General features: G+C 71.3%; 12 protein-coding genes and 1 tRNA gene. 7 read left to right on the forward strand and 6 right to left on the reverse strand.

All coding sequences use genetic code 11. The annotated features are described in order from the left end of the window. The first annotated feature begins 142 nt into the window (after positions 1-142). Positions 143-1,597, forward strand: coding sequence for a cellulose binding domain-containing protein (locus ABZ478_RS00865; RefSeq protein ID WP_359544367.1), 1,455 nt, complete (start codon positions 143-145; stop codon positions 1,595-1,597). A 128-nt stretch (positions 1,598-1,725) separates the two neighbouring features. Here ABZ478_RS00865 and ABZ478_RS00870 read toward each other — a convergent pair whose 3' ends face one another. After that, positions 1,726-3,159 (reverse strand): GH1 family beta-glucosidase, encoded by a 1,434-nt coding sequence (locus ABZ478_RS00870; RefSeq protein ID WP_359544368.1) that lies wholly within the window; start codon positions 3,157-3,159, stop codon positions 1,726-1,728. 264 nt (positions 3,160-3,423) lie between these two features. Next, positions 3,424-4,461 carry a LacI family DNA-binding transcriptional regulator gene (locus ABZ478_RS00875; RefSeq protein WP_359544369.1) on the reverse strand — a complete coding sequence of 346 codons (1,038 nt, stop codon included), beginning with the start codon at positions 4,459-4,461 and terminating at the stop codon, positions 3,424-3,426. 495 nt (positions 4,462-4,956) lie between these two features. On the opposite strand from ABZ478_RS00875, the gene ABZ478_RS00880 reads away from it, so the two are divergent. The 5 genes from ABZ478_RS00880 (at position 4,957) to ABZ478_RS00900 (ending at position 11,402) form a co-directional block, all read left to right on the forward strand. Continuing rightward, the gene (locus ABZ478_RS00880) at positions 4,957-6,279 is read left to right on the forward strand and encodes an ABC transporter substrate-binding protein (RefSeq protein WP_359544370.1); all 1,323 of its coding nucleotides are present in this window, start codon (positions 4,957-4,959) and stop codon (positions 6,277-6,279) included. Positions 6,280-6,679: 400 nt separating this feature from the next. Beyond that, positions 6,680-7,678, forward strand: coding sequence for a sugar ABC transporter permease (locus ABZ478_RS00885; protein WP_359544371.1), 999 nt, complete (start codon positions 6,680-6,682; stop codon positions 7,676-7,678). 14 nt (positions 7,679-7,692) lie between these two features. Then, positions 7,693-8,613 (forward strand): carbohydrate ABC transporter permease, encoded by a 921-nt coding sequence (locus tag ABZ478_RS00890; RefSeq protein ID WP_358937839.1) that lies wholly within the window; start codon positions 7,693-7,695, stop codon positions 8,611-8,613. Between the two features lie 63 nt (positions 8,614-8,676). Continuing rightward, complete coding sequence (locus ABZ478_RS00895) at positions 8,677-10,134, forward strand: GH1 family beta-glucosidase (RefSeq protein WP_359544372.1); 1,458 nt, start codon at positions 8,677-8,679, stop codon at positions 10,132-10,134. 212 nt (positions 10,135-10,346) lie between these two features. Continuing rightward, positions 10,347-11,402, forward strand: a complete 1,056-nt coding sequence (locus ABZ478_RS00900) for a LacI family DNA-binding transcriptional regulator (protein WP_358937843.1) — start codon at positions 10,347-10,349, stop codon at positions 11,400-11,402. Positions 11,403-11,510: 108 nt separating this feature from the next. On the opposite strand, the gene ABZ478_RS00905 is transcribed toward ABZ478_RS00900, so the two are convergent. The 4 genes from ABZ478_RS00905 to ABZ478_RS00920 all read right to left on the reverse strand — a co-directional run bounded on the left by ABZ478_RS00905 (position 11,511) and on the right by ABZ478_RS00920 (position 14,289). Continuing rightward, positions 11,511-11,583, reverse strand: a tRNA-His gene (locus tag ABZ478_RS00905). A 126-nt stretch (positions 11,584-11,709) separates the two neighbouring features. After that, complete coding sequence (orn, locus tag ABZ478_RS00910) at positions 11,710-12,312, reverse strand: oligoribonuclease (RefSeq protein ID WP_359544373.1); 603 nt, start codon at positions 12,310-12,312, stop codon at positions 11,710-11,712. Between the two features lie 130 nt (positions 12,313-12,442). Further along, positions 12,443-13,654, reverse strand: coding sequence for a helix-turn-helix domain-containing protein (locus ABZ478_RS00915; RefSeq protein ID WP_359544374.1), 1,212 nt, complete (start codon positions 13,652-13,654; stop codon positions 12,443-12,445). 377 nt (positions 13,655-14,031) lie between these two features. Further along, positions 14,032-14,289 carry a hypothetical protein gene (locus tag ABZ478_RS00920; RefSeq protein ID WP_359544375.1) on the reverse strand — a complete coding sequence of 86 codons (258 nt, stop codon included), beginning with the start codon at positions 14,287-14,289 and terminating at the stop codon, positions 14,032-14,034. A gap of 317 nt (positions 14,290-14,606) precedes the next feature. On the opposite strand from ABZ478_RS00920, the gene ABZ478_RS00925 reads away from it, so the two are divergent. Continuing rightward, the gene (locus ABZ478_RS00925) at positions 14,607-15,134 is read left to right on the forward strand and encodes a universal stress protein (protein ID WP_358937851.1); all 528 of its coding nucleotides are present in this window, start codon (positions 14,607-14,609) and stop codon (positions 15,132-15,134) included. The last annotated feature ends 199 nt before the right edge of the window (positions 15,135-15,333 follow it).

The raw sequence follows: 15,333 nt of genomic DNA on the forward strand, positions 1-15,333 counted from the left end.
GACCTTTAACCGTCCCCGATCCCTTCCTTAAGCGCACCCTAAGGACTGCGACGGCCGTCCCCATAGGCCCGTTTGCCCGTTTCCGGCTCGCTAGCGTGCTGCCGCACCCCACCCCCCGTGAACAGCGAAGGCAGGCACGCGCATGAGCACGCACCGGCGCAGGATCAGTGGCAGGAACAAGGCGATCGGCTCCGTGGTGGCCGCGGCCGTGATCGGTGGCGGCGCCCTCCTGCTCACCGGTACGGCGAACGCGGCCGGGGTCAACGCCGCGTACACGAAGACGAGCGACTGGTCGACGGGCTACACCGCGCAGTACGTCGTCACCAACAACAGCGGCCAGACGGAGAAGACCTGGACGCTGGAGTTCGACCTCCCGGCGGGCGCCAAGCTCGGCTCCCTGTGGAACGGCGAATCCACCGTCAGCGGTCAGCACGTCACCGTGAAGCCCGCGAAGTGGGACACCGACGGCCTGGCCGTCGGCAAGTCGGTCACCGTCGGATTCGTGGTCAACGGCAAGGGCGACCCGACGGGCTGCCGGGTCGACGACGCGCGCTGTTCCGCTGACGACGGCGCCACCCCCGAGCCGAGCGGCCGCCCGACCCAGACCCAGACCCCGGCCCCCAGCGCGACGCCGAGCCAGAGCGCCACCCCCAGCCAGAGTGCGACCCCGACCCCCACGCAGAGCACCGGCACCGGCACCACCGCCTCGGCCGGCTTCGCCCCCTACGTGGACACCTCCCTCTACCCGGCCTTCGACCTCCTCGCCGCGGCCGACGCGACCGGCGTGAAGAACTTCAACCTCGCCTTCGTCACCGACGGCGGCGGCTGCACCCCCAAGTGGGGCGGCGTCACCGACCTCACCGGCGACGCGGTCGCCGCACAGATAGGCTCCCTGCGCGCCAAGGGCGGCGACGTCCGGGTCTCCTTCGGCGGTGCCTCCGGTTCGGAGCTGGCCACCACCTGCTCCTCGGCGGACGCCCTGGCGGCGGCGTACGGCAAGGCCGTGGACGCCTTCAAGCTGACCAAGGTCGACTTCGACGTCGAGGGCGGCGCGCTGCCCAACACCGCGGCCAACACCCGCCGGGCCCAGGCCATCGCCAAGCTTCAGGCCCAGCACCCGAACCTGGACGTCTCCTTCACCCTGCCGGTGATGCCCGAGGGCCTGACCCAGGACGGCGTCAACCTCCTGTCCAACGCCAAGTCCAACGGCGTGCGGATCAACACCGTCAACATCATGGCGATGGACTACGGCCCCGCGTACAGCGGTGACATGGGCACCTACGCCGAGCAGGCCGCCACCGCCACCCAGGCCCAGGTCAAGAGCGTGCTGGGGCTGTCCGACCAGGCCGCCTGGAAGACGGTCGCGGTCACCCCGATGATCGGTGTCAACGATGTCTCCTCCGAGGTCTTCAAGGTCGACGACGCCACCCAGCTCGTGAACTTCGCCAAGTCCAAGGGACTCGGCTGGCTCTCCATGTGGTCCGCGACCCGCGACAAGCAGTGCGAGGGCGGCACCAAGCCCACCGCCGACGCCACCTGCAGCTCCATCACCCAGGACAGGTTCGCCTTCGCCAAGGCCTTCGGCGCCTTCAACTGAGCGGGCCGCGGCGGCCGCACCGGCCGCCTCGGCACGGCGGTATGACGAGGGCGCGGCACCCCCTACCCGGGTGCCGCGCCCCCGCCGCCGGCGTCACCGGACGGCGACCCGGACCGCCGGACGGTCTCTCAGGCCACCGGCTCCACCGCCGTCGGCAGCGCCCCCGCCCGGGCCACCTCGCCGTACCAGCGGGCGCTCGACTTCGGGGTGCGCTCCAGCGTCGAGTAGTCCACGTACACCGCGCCGAACCGCTTGTCGTAGCCGTACGCCCACTCGAAGTTGTCCAGCAGGGACCACAGGTAGTAGCCGCGGACGTCGGCGCCGTCGGCGATGGCCCGACGGACCGCCGCCAGGTGGCCGTGCAGATAGGCGACGCGCTCGGGGTCGTGCACCCGGCCGTCGGCGTCGGGCTTGTCGTCGTAGGCCGCGCCGTTCTCCGTGATGTACAGCGGCAGGCCGGGCGCCTCGCGCGAGTAACGTGTGATCAGCTCGTGCAGCCCGGTCGGGTCGACGGTCCAGCCCATCTCGGTGCGCTCGCCCGGCGTCTGGTGGAACAGCACGTCGTCGGCGGCCGGCCAGGGGGAGTGCGCGGCGGCGCCGTGACCGTCCGCACGCGGGCCGGCGGCCTTGCCGTCCGCCGCCGAGACCAGGGTCGGGGTGTAGTAGTTCAGGCCCAGCGCGTCCAGCGGCGACCTGATCGTACGGAGGTCCCCGTCCAGCACGTACGACCAGTCGGTGACCGACGCGGTCTCGGCGAACAGGGTCTCGGGGTAGGCGCCGTGCAGGACCGGGCCGTGGAAGACGCCGTTGGCCAGGTTGTCGATCCGGCGGGCCGCCGCCAGATCGGCCGGGCTCTGGGAAAGCGGGCGCACCACCGAGGAGTTGAGGCTGAGCGCGATTTCGCCACGGGCCGGCAGCACCGAGCGCAGGGCCGCCGCCCCCAGGCCGTGCGCGAGGTTGAGGTGGTGGGCCGCGCGCAGGGCGGCCGCCGGGTCGGTGCGCCCGGGGGCGTGCACGCCCGAGCCGTAGCCCAGGAAGGCGCTGCACCACGGCTCGTTGAGGGTGATCCACTGGTCCACCCGGTCGCCGAGCGCCTCGCCGACCAGCCGCGCGTACTCGGCGAACCGGTGGGCGGTGTCCCGCTCCGGCCAGCCGCCCGCGTCCTCCAGCTCCTGGGGCAGGTCCCAGTGGTAGAGGGTGATCGCCGGCTTGATGCCGTGCGCCAGCAGTTCGTCGACCAGGCGGCGGTAGAAGTCCAGGCCCACCTGGACCGCCGGGCCCCGGCCGGTCGGCTGCACCCGGGACCAGGAGACGGAGAAGCGGTAGGCGGTCAGGCCCAGCTCCGCCATCAGCGCCACGTCCTCGCGGTAGCGGTGGTAGTGGTCGACGGCGACGTCACCCGTCTCACCGCCCGCCGTCCTGCCGGGGGTGTGGCTGAAGGTGTCCCAGATCGAGGGAGTTCGGCCGTCCTCCCGCACCGCACCCTCGATCTGGTACGCGGATGTCGCGGCGCCCCAGAGGAAGGCGGGCGGGAAGGTCGCGGGCGGCAAGGGCTCTGTCATGGAAGGACTCCCCGGATCGGCTGCGCCCCATTGTGCATGGGAGCGCTCCCATGCGGAAGCCCCCACCCTCTCCGACCCGTGTTCCCACAGCTCGCGGCCGGCCCGGCCCGCGGCTCACGGCCGGCCCCTTCCAGAGCTCCGGGCGGTTCCGGTTCACGGCTCGCCGCCGGTTCCGGTTCGAGACCCGCGACCGGTTCCGGTCGGCCGCTGACGCGCGGGTTCCGGTTCACGACCCGTGGCAGAGCCGTGCGGTGCCGGTGGCGCTCAGGCCGATTCCCGCACGACCAGCCGGGTCGGCAGGACCACCTCGCGCCGGCCGGCCCTGCCCGCGATCTCGTCCAGCAGCAGGTCCGCCATGGCGCGCCCCATCTCCTCCATCGGCTGGCGGACGCTGGTCAGCGGAGGGTCGATGTGCCGCGCCACGATCGAGTCGTCGAAGCCGACGACGGCCACGTCGTCCGGGACCCGCCGGCCCGCGGCGCGCAGTTCGAGCACCGCCCCGGAGGCCATCACGTCGGAGGCCGCGAACACCGCGTCGAGTCCGGGGCGCCGCCGCAGCAGCTCGCGCATCGCCGCGCGCCCGCCCTCCTCGGTGAAGTCACCCTGCTCGATCAGTTCCTCGTCCACCGCGACTCCCGCTGTCCGCAGCGCCTCGCGGTAGCCGTCGAGCCGGGTCCGGGCGGCGTCCATGTCCAGGGGACCGGTGATGGTGGCGATGCTGCGCCGCCCCCTGCCGAGCAGGTGCTGGACCGCGCTCCGGGCGCCGCCGCCGTTGTCCGCGCGGACATGGCCGAGCGGTTCCGGATCGCCGCGCCGCCCGGCCAGCACGGTGGGCACCGACAGCTCGTCCAGCAGATCCGGGAGGGTGTCGTCGCGGTGGACGGCCACCATCAGTACGCCGTCCACCCGTTGGGCGGTCAGGTACGAGGCAAGGCGCCGGTGTTTTTTCCCGTCGCGCGCCAGCACCAGCAGCAACTGCATGCCGGCCTGGGTGAGCCGGGCGGAGGCGCCCCGGATGATGCCCGAGAAGTACGGCTCCGCGAACAGCCGGCTCTCGGCTTCCGGAACGACCAGGGCCACGGCGTCGGTACGGCGCGTGGCCAGGGAGCGCGCGGCGCGGTTGGGGACGTAGCCGAGTTCGGCGATCGCCTTCTCCACCGCGGCCCGGGACCGGTCGCTCACCTTGGGGGAGCCGTTGAGCACCCGGGACACCGTGCCACGGCCGACACCGGCCCGAGCGGCCACGGCGTTCAGCGTCGGGCGCCGGACGCCGAGTGCTTCGGGCGGCTGGGCGTGGCTCATCGTTCACCTTCCGGTGTGCGGCAAGGGGTTGCCTCATTGTGTCCCAGCGCGTTCCGCGGCCGGCCGCCCCGTCCGGGCCGTCCGCCGGGCCGGCGCGAAGATCATCCCTGTGACCAGCGAAGATCCATCGGGTGACGCGGGGATGTCCAGAGCGGGGCAGGGGATTTCGTGACACGTTCACGTGACGTCTGGGACACGCTCAGGCAACAACGCTGTTTTCAAGTCTTGACACCCGGCCCCCACAGCAAGGAGTCTTCCGGCATGCCGCGTGGGAGCGGTCCCACGGGAAGTTCGGGGGACCGGCTCGCGCGGATCAAAGCACTGATGACCTTTCCCTCTGCCTCGCACGACACACCGTTGACCAGCGTCTTTGCACCGCACGTCGCGTGCTGTGAGCCGGCCGCTGCTCGAAATCGAGAGGGCAGGTCCGGACCGTCGATCCCTGACGGTCCGCTTCCTGGGGTCCCGTTTTTCACCGGAACAAGGAGTAGTGGAATGCGCATCACCGGTACCGACGGCGGTGGCGGTCGCCGTCGCAGAGCGGCGGCCCTCGCCACCACGGTCCTGACGGCATCGGCCCTGCTGCTGACGGGCTGCAGCAGCGACGACGACTCGGACACCTCGGCCGACGGATCGATCACGCTCACCGTGGCCGACTTCGGGCAGTTCGGCTACAAGGAGGCCGGCCTGTTCGCCAAGTACCACAAGCTCCACCCGAAGATCACGGTGAAGGAAGAGGTCACCGCCAACGAGCAGGACTACTACCCCAAGCTCCTTCAGCAGCTGAACACGGGCAGCGGTCTGGGAGACGTCACCGGTGTCGAGGTCGGCCGGATCAAGGAGGTCGTCGACACCCAGGCGGACAAGTTCGCCGACCTGAGCAAGTCGATCGACGTCAAGGACTGGGTCTCCTGGAAGGAGAACCAGGCCACCACGAAGGACGGCAAGGTGGTGGGCGCCGGCACCGACATCGGCCCGATGTCGCTGTGCTACCGCCGTGACCTGTTCGAGAAGGCGGGCCTGCCCACCGACCGCGAGGAGGTGGCCAAGGCGATAGCGGGCGGCTGGGAGGACTACCTGAAGCTCGGCGAGCAGTACAAGAAGAAGGCGCCGTCCGGCACCTACTTCATGGACTCCGCGAGCGCCATGTTCAACGCGGTCGTCAGCTCCTCGGACAAGCAGTACTACGACACCGACGGCAAGCCGGTCTACAAGGACAGCGCCTCGGTGCAGCAGGGCTGGGACCTCTCCGCCGAAGCCGCGTCCAAGAAGCTGACCCACGGTCTGCCGCAGTTCACCGACGCCTGGACGGCGGCGCTGCGCAAGGGCAGCGTGGCCACGGTGGCGTGCCCGGCCTGGATGGCCGGCCAGATCTCCACCAACTCCGGTGACGCCTACAAGGGCAAGTGGGACATCTCCCGCGCGCCCGGTTCCACGGCGGCCAACTGGGGCGGCTCCTTCCTGGCGGTCCCGCAGGGCGGCAAGCACGTCAAGGAGGCCACCGAGCTGGTCAAGTGGCTGACGGCGCCCGAGCAGCAGGCCGCCGTGTTCAAGGCGATCGGTGTCTTCCCGTCCAACAAGGGCGCCTACGAACTGGCCGACGTGAAGAGCGCGAAGCTCCCGTACTTCAACAACGCCCCGATCGGTGAGATCTACGCGGACGAGGCCAAGTCCATCCCCGAGGCGGTGCTCGGCCCGAAGGACGCGGTGATCAAGGACACGATCTCCACGCAGATCAACAACATGGAGCAGCGGGGCACCAAGCCCGCCGACGCATGGAAGGCCGCGACCGAGACGATCGACAAGGCGATCGGCTGACGCGCGCCGGGGCGGGCCGGTCCCTCGGACCGCCCGCCCCGCGCCCGCGCGTCCGGCCGGGTCCCACCGCGCCGGTGCCGTGACCGCGAGGGCCCACCGGTACACGGGCGGCGACGCGGCACCGCCGGCGCGATGGCACCCGGCACCGGTGACGGATCCGGGCGCCGGCCCGGCCGTGGCACCGGCCCGGAAGCCGCGCCCGCGAGCCGCGCCCGGCGGACCCGGTCCGGCGGACCGGGTTCAGCGCATCGGATCCGGGACGCCGGGCTCTGGATGCCCGGCCGGGCGGCTCGGTACCGTACCGGCCGCCGTGGCGCGCGGGACGGGGGCCGGCGCGCGGTCCGGTGGACGCCGTGCCCGCCCCGCATCCGGCCGCAACCCTGCAGATAAGGACTCCTCCGTGGCAACAGCAACCCCGACCCGGGGCGCGTACAGCCCGCCGCCCGGCGGTTCCGGCGCCGTGTCGAACGGACCCGGCCCCCGCACCTGGCGCAGCCGGCTGTGGCGCTTCGACGACCTGGCGTCGCCCTACGCCTACATCGCGCCCTTCTTCCTCATCTTCGGAGCCTTCGGGCTCTATCCGCTCCTCTACACCGGCTGGATCGCCCTGCACCGGGTCGAGATGACCAGCCTCGGCCAGTCCGAGTGGGTCGGCTGGGACAACTTCTCCCGGATCCTCCAGGACTCGGAGTTCTGGACCGCCGTCGCCAACACCTTCGTCATCGGCGTCATATCGACCGTTCCCCAGCTCCTCGTGGCGCTGGGCCTGGCCCACCTGCTCAACTACAAGCTGCGGGCCAGCACGTTCTGGCGGACGCTCATCCTCACCCCGTACGCCACCTCGGTGGCGACGGCGGCGCTGGTCTTCGCCCTGGTCTTCCGCGCGGACGGCGGCATCCTCAACTGGGTGCTGCACTTCGCCGGCATCGGCAACATCGACTGGGGCAACGGCGAGTGGACGTCCAAGATCGCCATCTCGGTCATCGTGATCTGGCGCTGGACCGGCTACAACGCCCTGATCTACCTGGCGGCCATGCAGGCCGTGCCGACCGATCTGTACGAGGCCGCCTCGATCGACGGCGCGTCGCGCTGGCAGCAGTTCCGCAAGGTGACGATCCCCTCGCTGCGGCCGACGATCCTGTTCACCATCGTCATCTCGACCATCGGCTCCATGCAGCTGTTCGGCGAGCCGCTGCTGCTGCAGGGCGGAACGCTCGGGTCCATCGGCGGCAGCGAGCACCAGTACGAAACCCTCAGCATCTACCTCTTCAACTACGGCTGGAAGCTGGGGCACCTGGGTCCGGCCGCCGCCGTGGCCTGGGCGATGCTCGTCCTGCTGCTGCTGATCGCCCTGATCAACTGGATCGTCGGCCGGTTCGTGCGCAAGAGCGCGGCCTGACGGGAGCGACTTCGATGACCACGACCAGTCCCATCAAGACCGCGGCCGACCTCACCCCGGCCCGCCCGTCCGCCCCCGGCAGCGGTGGCCGCGCCCGCCTCAAGCTCGGCGCAGGCCAGCAGCTCAAGGGCGGTCCCTTCACCTACGTGGCCCTCGTCATCGTCGGCCTGGGATCGATCTTCCCGCTGTACTGGACCCTGGTGGCCGCCTCGCACGACCAGCAGCGGGTCCTGGACAGCCCGCCGCCGCTGCTGCCCGGCGGCAGACTGTGGAGCAACCTCCAGGCCGCCTGGGAGCAGGCCAACCTGGGCAAGGCCATCGTCAACAGCGTCATCGTGGCCGGCTGCATCACCGCGGCGACCCTGTTCTTCTGCACGCTGGCCGGCTACGCCTTCGCCAAGATGCGCTTCCGCGGCCGCGGCTTCCTGATGACCGCAGTCATCGCCACGCTGACCATCCCGCCGCAGCTCAGCGTCGTCCCGCTGTTCATGATGATGTCGGACATCGGGTGGGGCGGGAAGCTGGAGTCGGTGATCTTCCCGACCCTCGTCGGCGCCTTCGGCGTCTTCTTCATGCGCCAGTACCTGCTGGAGGCCCTGCCCTACGAGCTGATCGAGGCCGCCAAGGTGGACGGCGCGACCAACTTCCGCATCGTGTGGAGCGTGGTCCTGCCCGTGGCCCGGCCCGCCATGATGGTGCTCGGGATGCTCACCTTCGTGCAGGCGTGGAACGACTTCTTCTGGCCCTTCCTCGCCCTGAACCAGCAGAACCCCACCATCCAGGTCGCGCTCGGCCAGCTCAGCGCCTCCTACACCCCCGACCAGAGCATCGTCATGGCCGGCGCGCTGATCAGCACGCTTCCGCTGCTGCTGGTCTTCGTGATCTTCGGCAAGCAGATCGTCGGGGGCATCATGTCGGGCGCCGTCAAGGGCTGACGGCACAGCCGTCCCGGGCAGCAGACCGACCTTTCCACACGCCACTTTGGGAGCGCTCTCACCATGACCGCTGTACGACCCGAGCCGACGACCCGGCCGGCCGCGGACCTGTCCTTCCCGCCCGGTTTCGTCTGGGGGGCGGCCACCGCCGCCTACCAGGTCGAGGGCGCGGCCGCCGAGGACGGACGCACGCCCTCCATCTGGGACACCTTCAGCCGCACGCCCGGCAGGGTGCGCAACGGCGACACCGGCGACATCGCCGCCGACCACTACCACCGGTACCGCGACGACGTGGCGCTGATGAAGGACCTCGGCCTGCAGGCGTACCGGTTCTCCGTCTCCTGGTCCCGTGTGCAGCCCACCGGGCGGGGGCCCGCCGTCGAACGCGGCCTGGACTTCTACCGCCGTCTCACCGACGAACTGCTCGAGGCCGGCATCACCCCCGTCGCCACCCTCTACCACTGGGACCTGCCCCAGGAGCTCGAGGACGCGGGCGGCTGGCCGCAGCGGGACACCGCGCAGCGCTTCGCCGAGTACGCCGAGACGGTGGGCCGGGCCCTGGGGGACCGCGTCGGGGTGTGGACCACGCTCAACGAACCGTGGTGCTCGGCCTTCCTCGGCTACGGCTCCGGCGTGCACGCGCCCGGCCGCACCGACGCGGCCGCCACCCTGCGCGCCGCCCACCACCTCAACCTCGCGCACGGCCGGGCGGTCGGGGCGCTGCGCTCCGTTCTGCCCAGCACCGCGCAGCTCTCCATCACCCTCAACCTGCACCAGGTGCGCCCGCTCACCGACGCCCCCGGCGACGTGGAGGCGGCCCGCCGCATCGACGCGGTCGGCAACCGGATCTTCACCGGCCCGATCCTCGACGGCGCCTACCCGCAGGACCTGCTCGCGGACACCGCGCGCATCGTCGACTGGGACGAGCTGGTGCGCGGCGACGACCTCGCCGAGATCTCCCGCCCGATCGACGTGCTCGGCGTCAACTACTACTCGCCGACCGTGGTCTCCCGGCCCGCCGACGGCGCCGGCGCCACCAAGAACGACGGTCACGGGGCCAGCGACCACTCGCCGTGGACCGGCTCCGAGGACGTCTCCTTCCACCTCGCCAACGACGAGCTGACGGCGATGAACTGGGCCATCGACGCGGACGGCCTGCACACGCTGCTGGCCGGCACGGCGGCGGCGCACCCCGGTCTGCCGCTGATGGTCACCGAGAACGGCGCCGCCTTCGACGACTACGTCTCCCCCGAGGGGAAGGTGAACGACCCGCAGCGGATCGCCTACCTCAGCCGTCACCTGGACGCGGTCCGGCGCGCCATCGCCGACGGCGTCGACGTCCGGGGCTACTTCCTGTGGTCGCTGCTGGACAATTTCGAGTGGTCCTACGGCTACTCGAAGCGGTTCGGCGCCGTCTACGTGGACTACGGCACCCAGCGCCGCATCCCCAAGGCCAGCGCCCACTGGTACTCCGATGTGATCCGCCGCAACGCGCTGCCGGACGCCGACCCGCGGCTCTGACGTCCGCCCCGCGGCCCGGCCGGGAGGTGCCGCCGCCACGGTGGCGGCACCTCCCGGCGTCGTGTGCCGGGCCGCCCGCCGGGGGCCCGGCACCGCGGGCGCGGCGGGCGCGGGATGATGAGAGCGGGTGCTGTGGGATCTCGGTTACATTCCTGGCCGGACGGTAGCGGACAATCCCCCGGCCGGTCGGTTGTGAGCGGGAGGCGGAGACCATGCCAGTCAACGGAGAGCGGAGCCGGAGCAGTCGGCGGCCGACGCTGGAAGAGGTCGCCGCCCGTGCCGGTGTCGGCAGAGGCACGGTCTCGCGGGTGATCAACGGCTCGCCCCGGGTGAGCGAGGCGACCCGGGCCGCCGTGGAGGCGGCCGTCGCGGAACTCGGCTACGTGCCCAACACCGCGGCGCGGGCCCTCGCGGCCAACCGCACCGACGCCATCGCGCTGGTGGTGCCGGAGCCGGAGACCCGCTTCTTCTCGGAGCCGTACTTCTCCGACATGCTGCGCGGCGTCGGATCCGAACTCTCCGACAGCGAGATGCAGTTGCTGCTCATCTTCGCGGGCAGCGACCGGGAGCGGCAGCGGCTGGCGCAGTACCTGGCCGCCCATCGCGTCGACGGCGTCCTGCTGGTCTCGGTGCACGCCGACGACCCCCTGCCGGACATGCTGTCCCAGCTGGAGATCCCCGCGGTGATCAGCGGCCCCCGCTCGGCCGCCGAGACGCTGACCTCGGTGGACTCGGACAACTACGGGGGTGCCCGCTCCGCGGTGGAGCACCTGATGTCCCGGGGCCGTCGCCGGATCGCCCACATCACCGGCCGCCTCGACGTCTACGGCGCCCAGCGCCGTGTCGACGGCTACCGCGACGCCCTGCGCGACGCGGGCCTGCCCGTGGACGAGGGACTGATCGAACCCGGCGACTTCACCGACGAGGGCGGCCGGCGGGCCATGACGACCCTGCTCGGACGCCACCCGGACCTGGACGCGGTCTTCGCGGGGTCCGACGTCATGGCCGCGGGCGCCCGGCAGGTGCTGCGCGAGGCGGGCCGAAGCGTCCCCGGCGACGTGGCCCTGGTCGGCTACGACGACTCGGCCATCGCCCGGCACATGGACCCGCCGCTGACCAGCGTCCGCCAGCCGATCGAGGAGATGGGCCGCGCCATGATCGACCTGCTCCTCACCGAGATCGCCGACCGCCGTCCGGCCCTCGCCCGCGACCCGCAACGCCGCCACGCGGTACTGCCCACGGAACTGGTGGGCCGGGCGTCGTCGTGACGGTCCTTCCGGGCGGGTGACGCCAGTCACCCGCCACGGGGAGGCGGGCGCAAAAACGAATCAGCCGGTGACCTCGTCCTTAGACGGAGTCACCGGCTGATTACTCAGGGTGAGTGACGGGACTTGAACCCGCGGCCACCTGGACCACAACCAGGTGCTCTACCAACTGAGCTACACCCACCATGACCGGAGTTCGAGGAGCGCTTTCCCCCACCGGCCGAGAAGAAGTCTACAGGGTCCGAAGGGGTGCTCGCGCACGGGTTTTCGCGCGCGTCCCGAGCGGACCCCGGCGGCCGTCCGCGAGGTCCTACCGCGCGGGCAGGACGTGCTTGGCGGCGATCGCCCTGGCGGTTTCGGAGTCCGGGCCGGGCTGCGGGACGAAGACGGCCTCGCGGTAGTAGCGCAGTTCGGCGATCGACTCGCGGATGTCGGCGAGGGCGCGGTGGTTGCCGTTCTTCTCCGGGCTGTTGAAGTAGGCCCGGGGATACCAGCGGCGGGCCAGCTCCTTGATCGAGGAGACGTCGACGATGCGGTAGTGGAGGTAGTCCTCCAGGGTCGGCATGTCGCGCAGCAGGAAGCCGCGGTCGGTGCCGACGGAGTTGCCGCACAGCGGGGCCTTGCCTGGTTCCTTGACGTGCTCGCGGACGTAGGCGAGGACCTGCGCCTCGGCGTCGGCCAGCGTGGTGCCGCCGGCCAGTTCCTCCAGCAGCCCGGACGCGGTGTGCATCTCACGCACCACCTCCGGCATCGTCTCCAGCGTCGAGTCCGGCGGGCGGATGACGATGTCCACCCCTTCGCCGAGCACGTTCAGCTCGGAGTCGGTGACGAGGGCGGCCACCTCGATGAGCGCGTCGTCGGACAGCGAGAGGCCGGTCATCTCGCAGTCGATCCACACCATGCGATCGTTCATGTGTCTCACCTTACGGCGCGCCGCCCCGGGCCGGACCGGGCGTGCGGCGACCTTGTCGGTGTGCACACAGAAGGACGACAGCGGAAGAGGGGCGGAGCCGTGCCCCGCCCCTCCCCTTCCCGCTACTCGCTCAGCTCCCGCTGCGCGGCCCCGGCAGCAGGCTCACCGCGCCCGCCGCCTGCCGGCGGCTCTGCATCGGCACCCCGCTCTCGCGGTCCGGGTGCAGCACCGGCGGCGCGTGGCCGACCGGTCCGGGACCGCCCAGGCCCGGCCCGCCCGGTCCGGGCTGCACCGGGATCTCCGCCTCATGCGGCCGTTCGCCCTGCGGCCGGCGCGCCCGGTAGGCCGCGCGGTAGGCGGCCGGGGACGAGCCGAGCTGGCGGCGGAAGTGCCCGCGCAGCGCGACCGGGGAGCGGAAGCCGCAACGGCCCGCCACCTCGTCCACGGAGTAGTCCGACGTCTCCAGCAGCCGCTGCGCCTGGAGCACCCGCTGGGTGATCAGCCACTGCAGCGGCGCGCTGCCGGTGAGCGAGCGGAACCGGCGGTCGAACGTACGGCGGCTCATGTAGGCGCGTGCCGCCAGGGTCTCCACGTCGAACTGCTCGTGGAGGTGTTCCAGCGCCCAGGCGACGACCTCGGCGAGCGGGTCGGCGCCGATCTCCTCGGGTAAAGACCTGTCGAGATAGCGCTCCTGGCCGCCCGACCGGCGCGGCGGGACCACCAGGCGCCGGGCGAGCGCGCCGGCCGCCTCGTTGCCGTGGTCCGTCCGCACGATGTGGAGACAGAGATCTATCCCGGCCGCCGTACCCGCCGACGTCAGGACGTCGCCGTCGTCGACGAACAGCTCTCTCGGATCCACGTGCACCGACGGATAGCGCTTGGCCAGCGTCGGCGCGTACATCCAGTGGGTGGTCGCCGGGCGGCCGTCCAGCAGGCCGGCCGCCGCGAGGACGAACGCGCCCGTGCACAGCCCGACGATGCGGGCGCCCTCCTCGTGGGCCCGGCGCAGCGCGTCGAGCGCGTCCTCCGGTGGAGGCGAGGTGATCGAGCGCCAGGCCGGTACGACGACCGTCCCGGCGCGTGAGATCGCCTCGAGCCCATGTGGCGCGGTGAGTTCCAGGCCCCCCGTGGTCCGCAGCGGGCCCTCCTCGCCGGCGGACACCAGCAGCCGGTAGCGCGGTACTCCGGCGTCCTGGCGGTCGATTCCGAACACCGAAAGAGGTATGGAACTCTCGAAGATGGGGCCGCCGCTGAAAAGCAGCACCGCGACGATCTCCTTGCGGCGGCGCCCGGACAGTTTGCGGGCCGCGGCTTCCGGCGTGGCAGTGGAGTCGTGGCTCATCCTGCTAAGCCCCCCTCGGTGGTCGCGGCTCCTCGGTTGTGTCGCTCCTGCACGTTTCCCCTCGGTCCTGCACGAGTCCCCCGCCGTAAGACATCAAGATCGAATCTACTGGCTACCGCGGTCTGACGGTGGCCAGTTCGACACGCCGGACATTGTCGACATGACAACTTGGCGTGAAGCATTCGATCACGAAGCGTTGCACTCGTGGGGCGCGCAGGGAAGTGCGCCTTGTCGCAGTGGCCAAACCGCGTAGGGTGCGGAGGCCGGCCCGGACCCTTTCCGTGCAGGTGGAACGGGGGTTGGGGGGTGGTCGGGACCCCTCCCGAGCGGTATCCGGAAGTTGGCCGAAAAGAAGCGCTCGAGGGTACGGAAACCGGTCAGTCGACCGGTGTCTCTCCTCGGGTGTGACGACCGCCTCTTTGCTCGGCGCAACGTTCGGACCGCCGCAGCAGCACCCGGCAGGCGGCCGTGACGGCGGCGAGTCCGAAGGCGGTGCCGGCCGCGCCGGCGAGCGAGGTGCCGTACCAGACGAGGACCACGGGAACGAGGACACAGCTGAACGCCGCCCAGCGGATCACCTCGCTCGTGGTGTCCGGGGCGGGGCGAGGGTCGGTGGAGGATCTCGGTACGGGCAACTCGTACTCCCTGTGGCGGTGGCTCGGGGAGATCAACGCCCGTTCGATCCGTCGGTCACCGAACGCTGCTCCGTTCATGCTGTGCAAACCGCCTGTACGAGGCAGCAACCATTGCGTTACGGGCGCCGCTCGTGCATGCTCCGTGGAACCCCCACGGACATTCGGGGGCCCCGCTTACGGAGCGTGCGCGGGAAATGGGCAGAGGAGGCGTGCCGCCGTACCCTTGGGGGTATGGGGTTGGGAAGACGAATCCCGGACACTGCTCCGCCGCTCGATGTCACTCCCACCCACACAAGGATCACAACGCCGAGACAGTCATGGCCGGTCACGAATTCTTCGAACCCGCGGACCGCAAGCGGCCCGTCGCCGATCCCACGGCGGCCGATCCCCTGGCGGCGCCAGAGTCGCGCCCGTCCTGCGACCCCGCCTTCCTGCACGGTGTGGTCGTCGGCTTCGACGGCTCGACCTCCAGCGAGCGCGCCCTCGCCTACGCGGTCGGCATGGCCCACCGCTCCGGCTCGGGACTGATCATCGTCCATGTGGCCAACCGGCTGCCCACCACCGTGTGGGCCGGGTGCGAGCCGCCCGTCTTCGTCGACGTGCCGGACCACCGCACCGAGGTGCTCGGTCTCGAACTGGCCTGCGCGGACTATCTGGCCGAGGTGCCCTGGATCCTGGTCGAGCGCGGCGGTGACATCTGCCACGAACTCGAAGAGGTGGGGCGGGAGTACGAGGCCGACGCGATCGTGGTCGGCACCACCCACGGCATCGTGGGCCGCATCTTCGGCTCCGTGGCCGGGCGGCTCGCCAAGCGGGCGCAGCGGCCGGTCATCGTCATCCCCTGAGGCCCGCTCCTCGCCGACGCTCCGTCAACTCCCTTTGTGCAACCGGAAACTACTCGCCCGTAGAGGTGTTTGTGCCCTTGTGAAGGGCATATACGGGTCATCGCACCGAGGTGTGCCGCGAGCCGGCGGGTGACGGCCGCCGGCTGATCGCAGCGGCACGAGAACGGACCCCCGCGTACGAGGTGGCAACGCGGGGGTC

It is taken from the genome of Streptomyces sp. NPDC005706, from assembly GCF_040631045.1.
In the GTDB taxonomy this organism is placed as follows: Bacteria; Actinomycetota; Actinomycetes; order Streptomycetales; family Streptomycetaceae; genus Streptomyces.